The sequence below is a fragment of the Enterobacter cloacae complex sp. BZL2005 genome (assembly GCF_049238885.1).
GTDB classification, from domain to species: Bacteria; Pseudomonadota; Gammaproteobacteria; order Enterobacterales; family Enterobacteriaceae; genus Enterobacter; species Enterobacter roggenkampii.
Window position 1 is genome coordinate 244,502 of the sequence record NZ_JBMKGI010000004.1, and the last position, 16,265, is coordinate 260,766.

The window sequence follows — 16,265 nt, forward strand, 5'->3', positions numbered from 1 at the left end:
ATTGGGAAGCGTCCGGTACGTCCGGATAAAGAGTGTGAGTATTTATTACACAATTATATCTGATGAAGAAAAAACTGAAGCGTCACGGTGCAGAAGAACCGCAAAATGATGCCCTAAATCCCCGCTACACCATGCTTAACGATTCAGCAAACTTTTTAATGTTGCTTTTTTGTAAACGGATTAACACTGTGCAGAAATCCTGCTATGCTGCCCGACGCGGTATCGGGCATTTACCCTACAAACTGCTGTCTCACAGGAGCGTGAAGAGAACGCCCGCCGCATATGACAATGAGAGCGAGGAGAACCGTCGTGCTAGAAGAATACCGTAAGCACGTAGCAGAACGTGCCGCCGAGGGAATTGTACCCAAACCGTTAGATGCAACCCAAATGGCCGCGCTCGTCGAGCTGCTGAAGAACCCGCCTAAGGGCGAAGAAGAATTCCTGTTAGATCTGCTGATCAACCGCGTACCGCCTGGCGTAGATGAAGCTGCCTACGTAAAAGCCGGATTCCTTGCTGCTATCGCCAAAGGCGAAGCCACCTCCCCACTGGTTACTCCTGAAAAAGCCATCGAACTGCTCGGCACCATGCAGGGTGGTTACAACATTCATCCGCTGATTGACGCGCTGGATAACGACAAGCTGGCACCGATTGCCGCTAAAGCGCTCTCGTCTACGCTGCTGATGTTCGATAACTTCTACGATGTGGAAGAAAAAGCCAAAGCTGGCAACGTCTATGCGAAGCAGGTGATGCAGTCCTGGGCTGATGCCGAATGGTTCCTGAATCGTCCAGCGCTGGCTGAAAAAATTACCGTTACTGTTTTCAAAGTGACCGGTGAAACCAACACCGATGACCTCTCTCCGGCACCGGACGCGTGGTCTCGCCCGGATATCCCGCTGCACGCCCTGGCGATGCTGAAAAACGCCCGTGAAGGCATTGAGCCGGATCAGCCGGGCAGCGTCGGCCCGATCAAACAGATCGAAGCCCTGCAGAAGAAAGGTTTCCCGCTGGCTTACGTGGGTGACGTTGTGGGTACCGGTTCTTCCCGTAAGTCCGCCACCAACTCCGTCCTCTGGTTTATGGGTGACGACATTCCGCACGTGCCGAACAAGCGCGGCGGCGGCCTGTGCCTGGGCGGTAAGATTGCCCCAATCTTCTTCAATACCATGGAAGATGCGGGCGCACTGCCAATTGAAGTGGATGTCTCTAACCTGAACATGGGCGACGTGATTGACGTCTACCCGTACAAAGGTGAAGTGCGTAACCACGACACCAACGAGCTGCTGGCAAGCTTCGAGCTGAAAACCGACGTGCTGATTGACGAAGTGCGCGCCGGTGGCCGTATTCCGCTGATCATCGGCCGCGGCCTGACCACCAAAGCGCGTGAAGCACTGGGTCTGCCGCACAGTGATGTATTCCGTCACGCGAAAGACGTTGCGGAAAGCAACCGCGGCTTCTCGCTGGCACAGAAAATGGTGGGTCGCGCCTGCGGCGTCGCCGGTGTTCGTCCTGGCGCCTACTGCGAGCCGAAGATGACCTCCGTCGGTTCTCAGGACACCACTGGCCCAATGACCCGTGACGAGCTGAAAGACCTGGCGTGCCTGGGCTTCTCTTCCGATCTGGTGATGCAGTCCTTCTGCCACACCGCGGCGTATCCGAAGCCGGTTGACGTGACCACGCACCACACGCTGCCAGATTTCATCATGAACCGCGGTGGCGTGTCTCTGCGTCCGGGCGACGGCGTTATCCACTCCTGGCTGAACCGCATGCTGCTGCCGGATACCGTGGGTACCGGCGGTGACTCCCATACCCGTTTCCCAATCGGTATCTCCTTCCCGGCGGGCTCCGGCCTGGTGGCGTTTGCTGCCGCGACCGGCGTGATGCCGCTGGATATGCCGGAATCGGTGCTGGTGCGCTTCAAGGGCAAAATGCAGCCGGGCATCACGCTGCGCGACCTGGTCCACGCGATCCCGCTGTATGCGATTAAACAGGGTCTGCTGACCGTTGAGAAGAAAGGGAAGAAAAACATCTTCTCTGGCCGTATCCTGGAAATCGAAGGTCTGCCGGATCTGAAAGTAGAGCAGGCGTTCGAGCTGACCGATGCCTCCGCCGAGCGTTCGGCTGCGGGCTGTACCATCAAGCTGAACAAAGAGCCGATCGTTGAGTACCTGAACTCTAACATCGTGCTGCTGAAGTGGATGATTGCAGAAGGCTACGGCGACCGTCGTACGCTGGAGCGTCGTATCCAGGGCATGGAAAAATGGCTGGCCGATCCGCAGCTGCTGGAAGCCGATGCTGACGCAGAGTACGCGGCGGTGATCGACATCGATCTGGCGGATATCAAAGAGCCAATCCTGTGTGCACCGAACGATCCGGACGACGCGCGTCCGCTGTCTGAGGTCCAGGGCGAGAAGATCGACGAAGTGTTCATTGGTTCGTGCATGACCAACATCGGTCACTTCCGCGCGGCCGGTAAGCTGCTGGATACCCACAAAGGCCAGCTGCCAACCCGTCTGTGGGTGGCGCCGCCAACCCGTATGGACGCGGCTCAGCTGACCGAAGAGGGCTACTACAGCGTGTTTGGTAAGAGCGGTGCGCGTATCGAAATTCCTGGCTGTTCCCTGTGTATGGGTAACCAGGCGCGCGTCGCCGACGGCGCGACGGTGGTCTCCACCTCGACCCGTAACTTCCCGAACCGTTTAGGTACTGGTGCGAACGTCTACCTGGCCTCTGCGGAGCTGGCGGCGGTTGCGGCGCTGATTGGCAAACTGCCAACGCCGGAAGAGTACCAGACCTTCGTGGCGCAGGTGGATAAGACGGCGGTGGATACCTATCGCTATCTGAACTTCGACCAGCTCTCTCAGTACACCGAGAAGGCCGACGGGGTTATCTTCCAGACGGCAGTATAAATGCTACCCTCTCCCGTGGGAGATGGGCTGGGGGTGAGGGCACCAGACCGCACCTGACCCATTGCCCGGTGGCGCTACGCTAACCGGGCCTACAAAACCCATCGCAACTACGGTGGGTTTTTTTATTTTCATTCCTCCCACCTCCCACGCTTTTTTTCTTCCTCGCTGCTGCGATAATTACCTTAATGGCTTTGCAGAGGAAAACACTATGGATTACGAATTTCTGCGCGACATCACCGGAGTGGTGAAAGTGCGTATGTCGATGGGCCACGAAGCCGTTGGACACTGGTTTAACGAAGAGGTGAAAGAAAATCTCTCCCTTCTTGATGAGGTTGAACAGGCGGCAAAGACGGTGAAAGGCAGTGAGCGCTCCTGGCAACGCGCCGGGCACGAATACACGCTGTGGATGGACGGTGAAGAGGTCATGGTGCGTGCCAACCAGCTCGAGTTTTCAGGCGACGAGATGGAAGAGGGGATGAGCTACTATGACGAAGAAAGCCTGTCGCTGTGCGGCGTGGAAGACTTCCTGCAGGTGGTGAATGCCTACCGCGAGTTCATGAAACAGCGGTAATTTCCCGAAGCATCCCTGCTCCGGGCAACACTTACACGGCCGGAATGTTGCGGCCGTAGTAGATCTCGCGCATCTCTTTCCAGAGCAGGTCAGTAATCGCCTTACGCTCTTCGTCGCTCAAATCTTCCGGCTTCGTGTGGAACATATAGTGCTTAAGGTCGAACTCCTTAAGTAACATCTTGGTATGGAAGATGTTTTCCTGATACACGTTCACGTCCATCATGTCGTACAGCGACTTCATGTCCTCGGACATAAAGTTCTGAATAGAGTTGATCTCGTGGTCGATGAAGTGCTTCATGCCGTTGACGTCACGGGTAAAACCGCGCACGCGGTAATCAATCGTGACGATATCCGATTCCAGCTGGTGGATGAGATAGTTCAGTGCGTTCAGTGGGGAAATCACGCCGCAGGTCGACACTTCAATATCGGCGCGGAACGTACACAGCCCGCCTTCCGGGTGACTCTCCGGGTAGGTATGGACGCAGATATGGCTTTTATCCAGGTGAGCAACCACCACTTCCGGCAGCGGGCCCGGATGTTCCGTTTTGTCGATAAGCTTCGGATCGACCGGTTCTTCGCTGACCAGTATGGTCACGCTGGCGCCCTGGGGTTCATAATCCTGTCGGGCAATATTCAGGATGTTGGCGCCGATAATGGAACAGGTTTCTGACAGGATCTCGGTCAGACGGTTGGCGTTGTAGAGTTCGTCGATATAGGCGATGTAACCATCGCGTTCTTCCGCTGTTTTGGCATAGCAGATATCGTAAATACAAAAACTCAGGCTTTTGGTCAGATTGTTAAAGCCATGCAGTTTAAGCTTTTTCAATTAGCTCACCCCCTTAGTGGATAATGCGTCTTGCAGGTACTGCGGCAGAGCAAACGCTGCGGTATGAATAGCCGGATTGTAGTATCGGCACTGTAGACCTGCCTGATGGAAGCGGGCCTGAATAATTTCGGTGGAAAGATGACGTAATACGTCGTTATCCGTCGCCCAGGCAAAGGTCATGATCCCACCGTAGTACGTCGGAATGGCCGCCTGATAGAAGCTGACATCCTCGAAATAGGTGCTGAGCTTGCGATGGCTATCCAGCGCTTCATCCTGTTGCAGGAAGCAGACGCCGTTTTGGGCGACGAAGATCCCGCCCGGGTTCAGGCAACGCTTGCAGCCTTCGTAGAACGAGGAGGTAAACAGCGACGCGCCAGGGCCGATAGGGTCGGTGCAGTCGGAGATGATCACGTCAAAGGTCTGCGAGGTCTGGTTAACGAAGTTAACGCCGTCGTCAATCACCAGGCTAAAACGCGGATCGTCATAGCTACCGGCATTGTGGTTGGGCAGGTACTGGCGGCAGAACGAGACGACGCCCGCATCGATTTCCACCATGGTGATGGTTTCAATCGAGCGATGGCGGGAAACTTCACGCAGCATTGCGCCGTCGCCGCCGCCGATAATCAGGACATGCTTTGCATGGCCGTGGGCCAGCAGCGGAACGTGGGTCATCATCTCATGATAGATAAACTCATCTCGCTCGGTCGTTTGCACCACGCCGTCCAGCGCCATCACGCGGCCAAAGGCAGCATTCTCGAAGATGATGAGATCCTGGTGATCGGTTTTTTCATGATAGAGCACGTTATCAACGACAAAGTACTGACCAAACTGGTCATGCAGTGTTTCATGCCACAACGTGTGGTCGGCCATACGCGGACTCCTCCTTTGTTAACATCCGTTACGCTCACAAAAAATGAGCGAAACATGATAGCTAACTATAACCGTGGTTGCACGGCTATAGGTTTAACAGGAGGCGTCGGGAAGGTTATTTGACGTAGGCGAGCAGGCTGAGCGAATCGCGAGCCAGCGCTTTGCATTTTTTAGCCGTGGGAATGCCAATACCGCTTAGGTCACGGTAGCTGTCTTCGCCGAGCGCCTTCATGTCAAAGCTGTCGTAGTTGCTGAGATCCCACTGGTTCTGCTGGGCAAAAAAGACCAGCGCGCGACGAATTTGCCCGTTGGGTAAATTCTGGTAGCCACAATCATTTTTCAGGAATACAAAAACCGCCGTTAAATCGGCCATATCTTCCGCTTCATTTTCACTGAGCGCATAGCTGTTCGCACACATTGCCATCAGGCTACCGAACAAAATTGTCCTGAAAAACGTCTTCATTGCTTCTACCACTTCTTCACGGAAAATTAACGTTAGCATACTTGGTGCCAGTGCGACGATCTTTATTATTGCCGCTTTACTTGACCTTCCGGTAAGGGGAGGGTTTATGCTCAAAAGATCGCCTGCTGGAAATAAGGAAATGAACATGCAACGTCGTGATTTTTTAAAATATTCCGTGGCGCTGGGGGCTGCCAGCGCCTTACCCCTCTGGAGCCGTGCGGTTTTCGCGGCTGACAGGCCTGCCTTACCCATCCCTGATTTGCTGACCGCTGACGCCCGCAGCCGTATCCAGCTTGTCGTTCAGTCCGGTAATACGCTGTTCGGTGCGCACAACGCGACAACCTGGGGCTATAACGGCAATCTTCTCGGTCCTGCGCTACAGCTGCGCAAAGGTAAAGCGGTGACGGTGGATATCCACAACACGCTCGCCGAAGAGACGACGCTGCACTGGCACGGACTGGAAGTGCCGGGCGAGGTAGACGGCGGGCCGCAGGGCATCATCAAAGCGGGCGGCACGCGCAGCGTCACCTTTACGCCCAACCAGCGCGCCGCGACCTGCTGGTTCCATCCGCATCAGCATGGCAAAACGGGCCATCAGGTAGCGATGGGGCTGGCGGGGCTGGTGCTGATTGAAGACGACGAAAGCCGCCTGCTGCGCCTGCCGAAGCAGTGGGGCATCGACGATGTGCCGGTGATTGTGCAGGACAAGAAATTCACCGCTGACTGGCAAATTGACTACCAGCTGGATGTGATGAGCGCGGCGGTAGGCTGGTTTGGCGACACGCTGCTGACCAACGGCGCCATTTATCCTCAGCACGCCGCGCCGAAAGGCTGGCTGCGCCTGCGTCTGCTTAACGGCTGTAACGCGCGTTCCCTCAACTTCGCCACCAGCGATAAGCGTCCGCTGTACGTGGTCGCCAGCGACGGCGGGCTGCTGCCTGAGCCGGTGAAGGTCAACGAACTGCCGATGCTGATGGGGGAGCGCTTTGAGGTGCTGGTGGATATCAGCGACGGCAAGGCGTTTGACCTCGTGACGCTGCCGGTTAGCCAGATGGGGATGGCGGTCGCGCCGTTTGACAAGCCGCATCCGGTGCTGCGTATCCAGCCGTTACGGGTGACCGCTTCCGGCACGCTCCCTGATACGTTAACCACGCTGCCGGCACTTCCGTCGCTGGATGGGCTTACGCAACGGAAACTGCAGCTCTCCATGAACCCGATGCTCGACATGATGGGCATGCAGGCGCTGATGGCGAAATATGGCGATAAGGCGATGGCGGGGATGCATCACGGGCAGATGATGGGTCACATGAACATGGACCACGGCAACATGGGCGGCATGGGGAACATGAATCACGGCGACCATGGCTTTGATTTCCACAACGCCAACATGATCAACGGCAAAGCGTTCGACATGAACACGCCGATGTTTGCTGCGACAAAAGGGCAGCTTGAGCGCTGGGTGATTTCAGGTGAAGGGGACATGATGCTGCACCCGTTCCATATCCACGGCACGCAGTTCCGCATTCTCTCTGAGAACGGCAAAGCGCCGGACGCGCATCGCGCGGGCTGGAAGGATACGGTGAAGGTGGAAGGCGGCGTCAGCGAGGTGCTGGTGAAGTTTGACCACGATGCGCCGAAGGAGTTTGCCTATATGGCGCACTGCCATCTGCTGGAGCATGAAGATACGGGGATGATGCTGGGCTTTACCGTATAAAAAAAGCCGGGTGGCGGCTTCGCCTTACCCGGCCTGCATAGCGTATCCATAGGCCCGGTAAGCGTAAGCGCCACCGGGCTTTTCAGTTACTTGTTTTCGTCAGGCAGTGCATACGCGACAATATAGTCGCCCATCTTCGTGCCAAACGAACCGTGACCGCCCGCAGAGATGACAACGTACTGCTTGCCATTCACTTCATAGGTCATCGGCGTGGCTTGTCCACCCGCTGGCAGACGGCCTTGCCACAGTTTTTCACCGTTGGTCATGTTGTACGCGCGCAGGTAGTTATCTGCGGTTGCCGCGATGAACAGCACGTTACCGGCGGTGGAGATTGGGCCACCCAGCATTGGCATACCCATATTGAACGGCACCGGAACCGGCATTGGGAACGGCATGCTGTCCTGTGGGGTACCAATACGTTTTTTCCATACGATCTGGTTAGTTTTCAGATCCAGACCGGAGATGTAACCCCAGGCAGGCTGTTTACACGGCAGACCGAACGGCGACAGGAACGGGTTCAGCGTCACGCCGAACGGTACGCCATACTGCGGCTGAATACCGGCTTCGGTACCGCTGCCTTTCGCGTCTTTCGGCTGCTCCATTGGGTTGCCCGGACCGCGTGGGATCAGACGGGAAACGAACGGCAGCGCCATTGGGTTGGCAATCGCGACCTGACGGTTAGGGTCAACGGAGATCCCACCCCACTCGAACATCCCCAGGTTACCCGGGAAGACCAGCGTGCCCTGCTCAGAAGGCGGCGTGAAGATGCCTTCATAGCGCAGCTGATGGAACATCACGCGACACACCAGCTGGTCAAACATCGTGGCACCCCACATGTCTGCCCCGCTGAGGTCTTTCTTCGGACGGAAGCTCAGATCGGAGAACGGCTGGGTTTTGCTGACGTAATCGCCTTTCGCCGCACCCTGCGGAACCGGTTTTTCCGGTGCAGGCACAACCAGCTTGCCGTTGCTGCGATCCAGCACGAAGATGTTGCCGGTTTTCGCTGGAGCGTAAATCACCGGTACGGTTTTGCCGTTAACGGTAATGTCCGCCAGCGTCGGCTGGGACGGCATATCCATATCCCACAGATCGTGGTGAACGGTCTGGTAGCTCCAGGCCAGCTTACCGGTGGTCGCGTTCAATGCCACGATAGCGCTGGCATAACGTTCCTGCTCCGGCGTGCGGTTACCGCCCCAGATATCTGGCGTAGTAACGCCCATCGGCAGGTAGACCAGGTCCAGCTTCGCGTCATACGCTGCAGGTGCCCAGGAGTTTGGCGAGTTAAAGGTAAAGGTGTGTTCGTCCGACGGGATCGCATTCGGATCTTTCGCGCCCGGGTCGAAGGCCCACAGCAGTTTACCGGTATTCACGTCGAAACCACGGATAACGCCGGAGGTTTCGCGGGTGGAGAAGTTATCCGTTACCGAACCGGCAATCACGATGGTTTTATCGGTGATGATTGGCGGGGAGGTCGGCTCATACAGACCCGGCGTGGTGTCCGGCATATTGGTCTGCAGATTCAGGATACCTTTGTTGGCAAAGGTTTCGCACAGCTTGCCCGTTTCGGCATTGATGGCGAACAGACGACCATCGTTCACCGGCAGCATAATGCGGCGAGGACAGTCGGCAATGACTTCCGGGCTGGCATTATCTGCGCGCGCTTCGTGGTAAGAGACGCCGCGGCAGGTCACGTGCTGGAACGACGGGTTGGAGTTCAGCTGTGGATCAAAGTGCCATTTCTCTTTACCGGTGGCCGCGTCGAGCGCGAACAGGCGCTGGTGCGCCGTACACAGGTAGAGCATGTTGCCCACTTTAATCGGGGTCACTTCGTTGGTCAGTTCACCCGGATCGTTCGGCATCTTCAGATCGCCGGTACGGAATACCCAGGCTTCTTTCAGGTTTTTAACGTTGTCCGCGTTGATCTGCTTCAGCGGAGAGTAACGCTGGCCTTCCTGGTTACGGCCATAGGCAGGCCAGTCGCCGTCAGCAACCTGAGAGATCGCCGCCGCAGGCGTCGATTCTGCGTTCAGCGTACCGTTGATCTCCTGAGGATCGTTGAAGCCAGCCCAGGTCAGGATACCGCCGCTGATTAACAACGCTACCACCAGCGCCGCGACCGCACCGCTGGACGGCACGATCAGGCGACGCCAGACGAACGGCAGGATCAGCCAGATGCCGAAGAAGACCAGGATGTCACTGCGCGGCGTCAGCGCCCAGAAGTCAAAGCCGACTTCCCAGACGCCCCAGATCATGGTGGCAAGAAGGAGTGCGGCATACAGCCACAGTGCAGATTGTTTTCTACGCCAGAGCAGGACGGTTACGCCAAGCATAACCAGGCCCGCAATCGGGTAGTACCAGGAGCCGCCGATCGCGACCAGCCAGACGCCACCGATTAACAGGTACAGGCCGCAGAAGGCGGCGAATAGCGCTGTTAATGTCACCAGTAGACGCGGCTGTTTAGAGTTTGTTTCAGCCATAGAAAGTGTACTCGTCAGTTTTTGTTAATAATTTGCTAGCAACTAATTATAGGTATTAACAAGTGTGATCGGAATCACAATATTTGCTTTTTATAACTCATACGCCAGGGTTATCCATTTGCTGATATAATGGCTGGCTTGCGTATCAGTGCTGGATATTAACTCATCCGTATTGAGAGATTTTCATTAAAATCATTTGGTTAGTAATATGAAACATACTGTTGAAGTGATGATCCCGGAAGCCGAGATCAAAGCGCGTATCGCCGAACTGGGTCGTCAAATCACCGAACATTACAAGGACAGCGGCAGCGAAATGGTGCTGGTCGGTCTGTTGCGCGGCTCTTTCATGTTCATGGCAGACCTGTGCCGTGAGGTGCATGTGCCCCATGAGGTCGATTTTATGACCGCCTCCAGCTACGGCAGCGGCATGTCCACCACCCGTGATGTGAAAATCCTGAAAGATCTGGATGAAGATATTCGTGGCAAAGATGTGTTGATCGTTGAGGACATCATCGACTCCGGCAACACGCTGTCAAAAGTGCGCGAGATCCTGAGCCTGCGTGAGCCAAAATCGCTGGCGATTTGCACCCTGCTGGATAAGCCTGACCGCCGTGAAGTGCAGGTGCCGGTGGAGTTCGTCGGTTTCTCTATCCCGGACGAGTTCGTCGTCGGTTACGGTATTGACTACGCACAGCGTTATCGTCATCTGCCGTATGTTGGGAAAGTGGTATTGCTGGACGAGTAATTGCGGTTTGTTGCCCGGTGGCGCTGCGCTTACCGGGCCTACGAATGGGCACATGTAGGCCGGGTAAGGCGCAGCCGCCACCCGGCTTTGTTTATTTATGGTTTACGTGCTTAAGCTGAAGGTTGGCAATTCCCGAACGGTAACGCTGCTCCAGCGTTTCGCGGTTGGTGGCGGTCACTTCCAGGTTGCGCAGCAGACCATCGTGAATACCGTACGCCCAGCCGTGGATCGAGACCTTCTGCCCGCGCTTCCACGCCGATTGCATGATCGTTGAGTGGCCCAGGTTATACACCTGCTCCATCACGTTGAGTTCGCACAGGGTATCCATGCGGCGCTCCTGCGGCATTTCGCCCAGCAGTGAGCTATGTTTGAACCAGATATCGCGGATGTGGAGCAGCCAGTTATCAATGAGCCCCAGCTCCGTATTTTCAACCGCCGCCTGCACGCCGCCGCAGCCGTAGTGGCCGCAGATGATGATGTGCTCGACTTGCAGAACGTCAACGGCATACTGAACAACAGAAAGACAGTTGAGATCGGTGTGAATCACCAGGTTGGCAACGTTGCGGTGAACAAACAGTTCGCCGGGCTCGAGGCCGGTCAGGCGCTCCGCCGGTACGCGGCTGTCGGAGCATCCAATCCAGAGAAAGCGTGGGTTTTGCGCCTGCGCGAGTTTTCCAAAAAATCCGGGGTCTTCCTCCACCAGCATTTTTGACCATAGTGCATTGTTGCTGATGAGTGTATCTATGTTGTTCATGGAGGTTAGCGACCTGTAACCGAGTAATTGCGTTGCGCTACTATAGGGTAACCCGACTTTTAATGAAACCACACAACGTGTGTCAGAACTGAAGGTAAGTTAATTTCATGGCAATTGCACTGGAGCTTGAGCAGCTTAAAAAAACCTATCCGGGCGGCGTTCAGGCGCTGCGCGGAATAGATCTTAAAGTAGAGGCCGGTGATTTTTACGCGCTTCTGGGGCCGAACGGGGCGGGGAAATCGACTACCATCGGCATCATTAGCTCGCTGGTGAACAAAACCTCCGGCCGCGTCAGCGTGTTCGGATACGACCTGCAAAAAGATGTGGTCAACGCCAAGCGCCAGCTGGGTCTGGTCCCGCAGGAATTCAACTTCAACCCGTTTGAGACGGTGCAGCAGATCGTCGTTAACCAGGCGGGTTATTACGGCGTTGAGCGTAAAGAGGCCCTGGAGCGGAGCGAAAAATACCTCAAGCAGCTCGATCTGTGGGAAAAGCGTAACGAACGCGCCCGGATGTTATCCGGCGGGATGAAGCGCCGCCTGATGATTGCCCGTGCGCTGATGCACGAGCCAAAGCTGCTGATCCTCGATGAGCCGACGGCGGGCGTAGACATTGAGCTGCGCCGCTCCATGTGGGGCTTCCTGAAAGACCTCAATGACAAAGGCACCACCATCATTCTGACTACCCACTACCTGGAAGAGGCGGAAATGCTGTGCCGCAACATCGGCATCATTCAGCACGGCGAGCTGGTGGAAAACACCTCGATGAAGAACCTGCTCTCCAAGCTGAAATCAGAAACCTTTATTCTCGATCTGGCGGCAAAGAGCCCGTTACCGAAGCTTGAAGGGTACCAGTATCGTCTGGTGGATACCTCGACGCTGGAAGTGGAAGTGCTGCGCGAGCAGGGGATTAACAGCGTGTTCTCCCAGCTGAGCGCGCAGGGTATTCAGGTTTTAAGTATGCGTAACAAAGCGAACCGACTGGAAGAGCTGTTTGTCTCTCTGGTGCAGGATAAACAAGGAGACAAGGCATGACGCATCTTTACTGGGTCGCGCTGAAAAGTATCTGGGCGAAAGAGATTAACCGTTTTATGCGCATCTGGGTGCAAACCCTGGTGCCGCCAGTCATCACGATGACGCTCTATTTCATCATCTTCGGTAACCTGATTGGTTCCCGGATTGGTGAGATGCACGGCTTTACCTATATGCAGTTTATCGTGCCTGGCCTGATCATGATGGCGGTGATCACCAACGCCTATGCCAACGTGGCGTCGTCCTTTTTCAGCGCCAAGTTCCAGCGCAATATTGAGGAGCTGCTGGTGGCACCGGTGCCAACGCATGTGATCATTGCCGGTTACGTCGGTGGCGGCGTGGCGCGCGGTCTGTGTGTTGGGATCCTGGTGACGGCCATCTCGCTGTTCTTCGTGCCGTTCCAGGTGCACTCCTGGCTTTTCGTGGCCCTGACCCTGCTCCTGACGGCGATCCTCTTCTCGCTGGCCGGTCTGCTGAACGCCGTGTTTGCCAAAACGTTTGACGACATCAGCCTGATCCCGACCTTCGTGCTGACGCCGCTGACCTATCTCGGCGGGGTGTTCTACTCCCTGACGCTGCTGCCGCCGTTCTGGCAGGCGCTGTCGCACCTGAACCCGATCGTCTACATGATCAGCGGTTTCCGCTTTGGCTTCCTCGGCATCACCGATGTGCCGCTGTTTACCACGGTGGCGGTGCTGGTGGTGTTCATCATCGTCTTCTACCTGCTGTGCTGGTATCTGATCCAGCGCGGACGCGGTCTGCGCAGCTAGCCCTCAGCCCGGCGACATTCTGTCTGCCGGGCACTTTCTTTGACAGTTATCACCGAAAGCTAACCTTCACTCCGCTAAACTACTTGCCTGCTAAGGAGAGAGTTATGCTGGGATGGGTTATCACCTGCCACGATGAACGGGCGCAGGACATGCTGCTGAAGCTGGAAGCCAGGTTTGGTCCGCTGCCACAGTGTCGCGCGGTTAACTACTGGCGCGGTTTGAGTACCAATATGCTTGGCCGGATGATGTGCGATGCCCTTCATGAAACCGACACCGGAGACGGCGTGATTTTTCTTACCGATAAATCCGGCGCGGCGCCGTACCGTGCTGCGGCCCTGATGAGCCATAAGCACGACTGCTGCGAGGTGATCTCCGGTATTAGCTTTCCACTGCTTGAAATGATGTATCCCCATCGCGAGACCTTAACCAGCGCAGCGTTCCGTAACGCTATTGTTTCGCTGGGTACCCCGGGCGTCAGCAGCTTGTGGCATCAACAGCAAAAAAATCCTCCCTTTGTCCTGCTGCATGACCTGTATAAGAATTAAACATTGGTATTGATGTCGCTTTTGCTACAATGGCGCAAGTATTTCCGCTTCGAATAAGACCCTCATGTTCACGCGTATTGTTTTCCTGCTATTGATGTTCGTGTCCGGCACTGTTTCTGCCAGTTTATTAAGTCAGCAAAGACTGCCTGCTCAATATATGCAAACCACCGAAGATGCGGCGATTTGGGCGCAGATCGGCAACAGCGTCATTAACGTTGGCAACGTGCGGGCAGGGCAGATCCTCGCGGTGGTGCCTGCGGCGGCGGACTACTATGAATTTCGCTTCGGATTTGGCACGGGCTTTATCGACAAGGGGCATCTGGAGCCGGTTCAGGGCAAACAGCGCGTCGAGGATGGCCTGGGGGATTTGAACAAACCGCTGAGCAATCAAAACCTGATAACGTGGAAAGACACGCCCGTTTATAACGCCCCGAACAACGGCAGCGCACCCTTCGGCACCTTAAGCGCCAATCTTCGCTATCCGATCCTGAACAAACTTAAAGACCGTTTAAACCAGACCTGGTTTCAGATCCGCATCGGTAATCGTCTGGCGTGGATCAGCAGCCTGGATGCGCAGGAAGATAACGGCCTTCCTGTTCTGACCTACCATCATATTTTGCGTGATGAAGAAAACACGCGCTTTCGACATACGTCCACGACGACCAGCGTACGTGCGTTCAATAACCAGATGGCATGGCTTCGCGATCAGGGCTATACCAGCCTGACGATGTACCAGCTGGAAGGGTACGTGCGTAACAAAATGAACCTGCCTGCGAAATCGGTGGTGATAACCTTTGACGATGGCCTGAAATCTGTCAGCCGCTATGCTTATCCTGTGCTGAAAGAGTACGGCTTCAAGGCTACCGCGTTTATTATCTCTTCCCGCATAAAAGGCCATCCGCAGAAGTGGGATCCTAAATCCCTGCAGTTTATGAGCGTGCAGGAGATTAAGGGGATTCAGGATGTGTTCGATATTCAGTCTCATACCCACTTCCTGCACCGCGTGGATGCCAATAAGCATCCGATTTTACTGAGCCGCAGCTATCACGTGATTTTGTTTGATTTTGAACGCTCGCGTCGCGCGCTGGCGCAGTTTAACCCGCGCGTGCTGTATGTCTCTTACCCCTTCGGCGGCTACGACAATAAAGCGATAAAGGCGGCGAATGATGCCGGTTTCCATCTGGCGGTGACGACGGTGAAAGGAAAGGTGAAGCCGGGGGATAATCCGTTCTTACTGAAACGCCTGTACATCTTAAGAACGGATTCGCTGGAGACGATGTCGCGGCTGATCAGCAATCAGCCGCAGGGGTAGTGCTTATGCAACCTGAACCGGAATCGCCTTTGCGGTGCGCTTCATTTCATTGTCGCCTTCGAAGTAGGCGACTTTAGGCTGCCAGCGGCGCGCTTCTTCGTCAGACATCATCACGAAGCTGGCGATGATCACGATATCACCCACGTCTGCGCAGTGCGCGGCTGCGCCGTTAACGGAGATGATTTTGGACCCGCGCTCGGCGGCAATCGCGTAGGTAGAGAAGCGTTTGCCGTTGTTCACGTTCCAGATATCAATCGCTTCGTTTTCGAGGATACCTGCTGCATCAAGGAAATCCTGGTCAATGGCGCAGGAGCCTTCATAGTGCAGGTCGGCCTGCGTGACTTTCACACGGTGAAGCTTACCTTGCAGCATTTTGCGAATCATTACGTTTACCTATCATTATCAGGGGTGAAGGGAACTACGCCAGCTCAACCACTTTATTGTCGATCAGACGCGCCTGACCTAGCCAGGCCGCCACCAGGATGACTGCGCGCTTGCTGTTCTGGGTTAATTCCAGCAGCGTATCAGCATCACGAATTTGTACGTCGTCAGCACGAAGGCCTTTATCGTTAAGCGCCTGCTCGGCAAGGGCGATAATTTCTTCTGCTGTTAACTCTTTTGCCAGCATCTGCTCTGCCATGGTGTTCATGACCTTGCTTAAGCCCGGCGCGATTTTACGCTGTTCGGCAGTCAGGTAGCCATTTCGCGAGCTGAGTGCCAGACCGTCTTTGGCGCGTACAATCGGTACGCCGACAATCTCGATATCGTAACCCATATCCGCAACCATCTTGCGGATCAGCGCCAGCTGCTGGAAATCTTTCTCGCCAAAGCAGGCTACGTCCGGCTGTACCAGGTTGAACAGCTTGCTGACGATGGTGGAAACGCCGCGGAAATGGCCAGGGCGGCTGGCGCCTTCGAGCATGGTGGAAATGCCCGGGACGTCAACGTAGGTTGCCTCTTCGGTACCCTGCGGGTAAACGTCCGCCGGTGCAGGTGAGAAAACGATATCCGCGTGGCGTTTTTTGAGCTTCTCGCAATCTTCCTGCAGGGTACGCGGGTAGCGTGCCAGATCGTCTGCGCGGTCAAACTGCATGGGGTTCACGAAGATACTGACCACCACGATATCTGCTCGTGCACGGGCTTCGTCGACGAGCTTCATGTGGCCGTCATGCAGATTGCCCATGGTCGGGACCAGTGCGATACGTTTACCTTCCTGTCGCGCGCGGCGGATATGCTGGCGAAGCAGCGGCAGGGTTTCAATGATTAGCACAACGAGACTC

15 protein-coding genes are annotated in these 16,265 nt (G+C 55.6%); 8 read left to right on the forward strand and 7 right to left on the reverse strand.

Annotated elements, in window-relative coordinates:
• The first annotated feature begins 309 nt into the window (after positions 1-309).
• Complete coding sequence (acnB, locus tag ACOTXI_RS10685) at positions 310-2,907, forward strand: bifunctional aconitate hydratase 2/2-methylisocitrate dehydratase (protein ID WP_058654205.1); 2,598 nt, start codon at positions 310-312, stop codon at positions 2,905-2,907.
• A gap of 208 nt (positions 2,908-3,115) precedes the next feature.
• Positions 3,116-3,478, forward strand: a complete 363-nt coding sequence (gene yacL / locus ACOTXI_RS10690) for a protein YacL (protein ID WP_008501954.1) — start codon at positions 3,116-3,118, stop codon at positions 3,476-3,478.
• A gap of 31 nt (positions 3,479-3,509) precedes the next feature.
• Here the strand turns inward: yacL and speD are convergent, their stop codons facing one another.
• From speD to ACOTXI_RS10705, 3 genes are all read right to left on the reverse strand, one after another.
• Positions 3,510-4,304: an adenosylmethionine decarboxylase gene (gene speD, locus ACOTXI_RS10695; RefSeq protein ID WP_058654204.1), complete on the reverse strand. Its 795-nt coding sequence runs from the start codon at positions 4,302-4,304 to the stop codon at positions 3,510-3,512.
• Positions 4,305-5,174, reverse strand: a complete 870-nt coding sequence (speE, locus tag ACOTXI_RS10700; RefSeq protein ID WP_058654203.1) for a polyamine aminopropyltransferase — start codon at positions 5,172-5,174, stop codon at positions 4,305-4,307.
• 115 nt (positions 5,175-5,289) lie between these two features.
• Complete coding sequence (locus ACOTXI_RS10705; protein ID WP_014882582.1) at positions 5,290-5,637, reverse strand: YacC family pilotin-like protein; 348 nt, start codon at positions 5,635-5,637, stop codon at positions 5,290-5,292.
• 145 nt (positions 5,638-5,782) lie between these two features.
• Between ACOTXI_RS10705 and cueO the strand changes: the two genes are divergently transcribed.
• A complete protein-coding gene (gene cueO, locus ACOTXI_RS10710) occupies positions 5,783-7,351 on the forward strand; it encodes a multicopper oxidase CueO (RefSeq protein WP_058654202.1) in 1,569 nt (522 codons plus the stop codon).
• 86 nt (positions 7,352-7,437) lie between these two features.
• Here cueO and ACOTXI_RS10715 read toward each other — a convergent pair whose 3' ends face one another.
• A complete protein-coding gene (locus ACOTXI_RS10715; RefSeq protein ID WP_058654201.1) occupies positions 7,438-9,828 on the reverse strand; it encodes a glucose/quinate/shikimate family membrane-bound PQQ-dependent dehydrogenase in 2,391 nt (796 codons plus the stop codon).
• A gap of 208 nt (positions 9,829-10,036) precedes the next feature.
• On the opposite strand from ACOTXI_RS10715, the gene hpt reads away from it, so the two are divergent.
• Positions 10,037-10,573 carry a hypoxanthine phosphoribosyltransferase gene (gene hpt / locus ACOTXI_RS10720; RefSeq protein ID WP_008501948.1) on the forward strand — a complete coding sequence of 179 codons (537 nt, stop codon included), beginning with the start codon at positions 10,037-10,039 and terminating at the stop codon, positions 10,571-10,573.
• Between the two features lie 91 nt (positions 10,574-10,664).
• Here hpt and can read toward each other — a convergent pair whose 3' ends face one another.
• A complete protein-coding gene (gene can / locus ACOTXI_RS10725; protein WP_008501947.1) occupies positions 10,665-11,327 on the reverse strand; it encodes a carbonate dehydratase in 663 nt (220 codons plus the stop codon).
• A 107-nt stretch (positions 11,328-11,434) separates the two neighbouring features.
• Between can and ACOTXI_RS10730 the strand changes: the two genes are divergently transcribed.
• The 4 genes from ACOTXI_RS10730 (at position 11,435) to ACOTXI_RS10745 (ending at position 14,985) form a co-directional block, all read left to right on the forward strand.
• Positions 11,435-12,361 carry an ABC transporter ATP-binding protein gene (locus tag ACOTXI_RS10730; RefSeq protein ID WP_008501946.1) on the forward strand — a complete coding sequence of 309 codons (927 nt, stop codon included), beginning with the start codon at positions 11,435-11,437 and terminating at the stop codon, positions 12,359-12,361.
• Positions 12,358-13,128 (forward strand): ABC transporter permease, encoded by a 771-nt coding sequence (locus ACOTXI_RS10735; RefSeq protein WP_008501945.1) that lies wholly within the window; start codon positions 12,358-12,360, stop codon positions 13,126-13,128. Before ACOTXI_RS10730 ends, ACOTXI_RS10735 begins: the two co-directional genes overlap by 4 nt.
• A 104-nt stretch (positions 13,129-13,232) precedes the next feature.
• Positions 13,233-13,673, forward strand: a complete 441-nt coding sequence (locus ACOTXI_RS10740; protein ID WP_008501944.1) for a PTS sugar transporter subunit IIA — start codon at positions 13,233-13,235, stop codon at positions 13,671-13,673.
• Positions 13,674-13,737: 64 nt separating this feature from the next.
• A complete protein-coding gene (locus ACOTXI_RS10745; RefSeq protein ID WP_058654200.1) occupies positions 13,738-14,985 on the forward strand; it encodes a polysaccharide deacetylase family protein in 1,248 nt (415 codons plus the stop codon).
• A 3-nt stretch (positions 14,986-14,988) separates the two neighbouring features.
• Here the strand turns inward: ACOTXI_RS10745 and panD are convergent, their stop codons facing one another.
• Both panD and panC read right to left on the reverse strand, forming a co-directional pair.
• The gene (panD, locus tag ACOTXI_RS10750) at positions 14,989-15,369 is read right to left on the reverse strand and encodes an aspartate 1-decarboxylase (protein ID WP_003856284.1); all 381 of its coding nucleotides are present in this window, start codon (positions 15,367-15,369) and stop codon (positions 14,989-14,991) included.
• 34 nt (positions 15,370-15,403) lie between these two features.
• Positions 15,404-16,255, reverse strand: a complete 852-nt coding sequence (gene panC, locus ACOTXI_RS10755; protein ID WP_008501942.1) for a pantoate--beta-alanine ligase — start codon at positions 16,253-16,255, stop codon at positions 15,404-15,406.
• Between the last annotated feature and the right edge of the window lie 10 nt (positions 16,256-16,265).

Coding starts and splice junctions, on each gene's coding strand:
- yacL (WP_008501954.1), top strand. CDS start 3,116: ATGGATTACGAATTTCTGCGCGACATCACCGGAGTGGTGAAAGTGCGT.
- speE (WP_058654203.1), bottom strand. CDS start 5,174: ATGGCCGACCACACGTTGTGGCATGAAACACTGCATGACCAGTTTGGT.
- ACOTXI_RS10705 (WP_014882582.1), bottom strand. CDS start 5,637: ATGAAGACGTTTTTCAGGACAATTTTGTTCGGTAGCCTGATGGCAATG.
- cueO (WP_058654202.1), top strand. CDS start 5,783: ATGCAACGTCGTGATTTTTTAAAATATTCCGTGGCGCTGGGGGCTGCC.
- ACOTXI_RS10715 (WP_058654201.1), bottom strand. CDS start 9,828: ATGGCTGAAACAAACTCTAAACAGCCGCGTCTACTGGTGACATTAACA.
- hpt (WP_008501948.1), top strand. CDS start 10,037: ATGAAACATACTGTTGAAGTGATGATCCCGGAAGCCGAGATCAAAGCG.
- can (WP_008501947.1), bottom strand. CDS start 11,327: ATGAACAACATAGATACACTCATCAGCAACAATGCACTATGGTCAAAA.
- ACOTXI_RS10730 (WP_008501946.1), top strand. CDS start 11,435: ATGGCAATTGCACTGGAGCTTGAGCAGCTTAAAAAAACCTATCCGGGC.
- ACOTXI_RS10735 (WP_008501945.1), top strand. CDS start 12,358: ATGACGCATCTTTACTGGGTCGCGCTGAAAAGTATCTGGGCGAAAGAG.
- ACOTXI_RS10740 (WP_008501944.1), top strand. CDS start 13,233: ATGCTGGGATGGGTTATCACCTGCCACGATGAACGGGCGCAGGACATG.
- ACOTXI_RS10745 (WP_058654200.1), top strand. CDS start 13,738: ATGTTCACGCGTATTGTTTTCCTGCTATTGATGTTCGTGTCCGGCACT.
- panD (WP_003856284.1), bottom strand. CDS start 15,369: ATGATTCGCAAAATGCTGCAAGGTAAGCTTCACCGTGTGAAAGTCACG.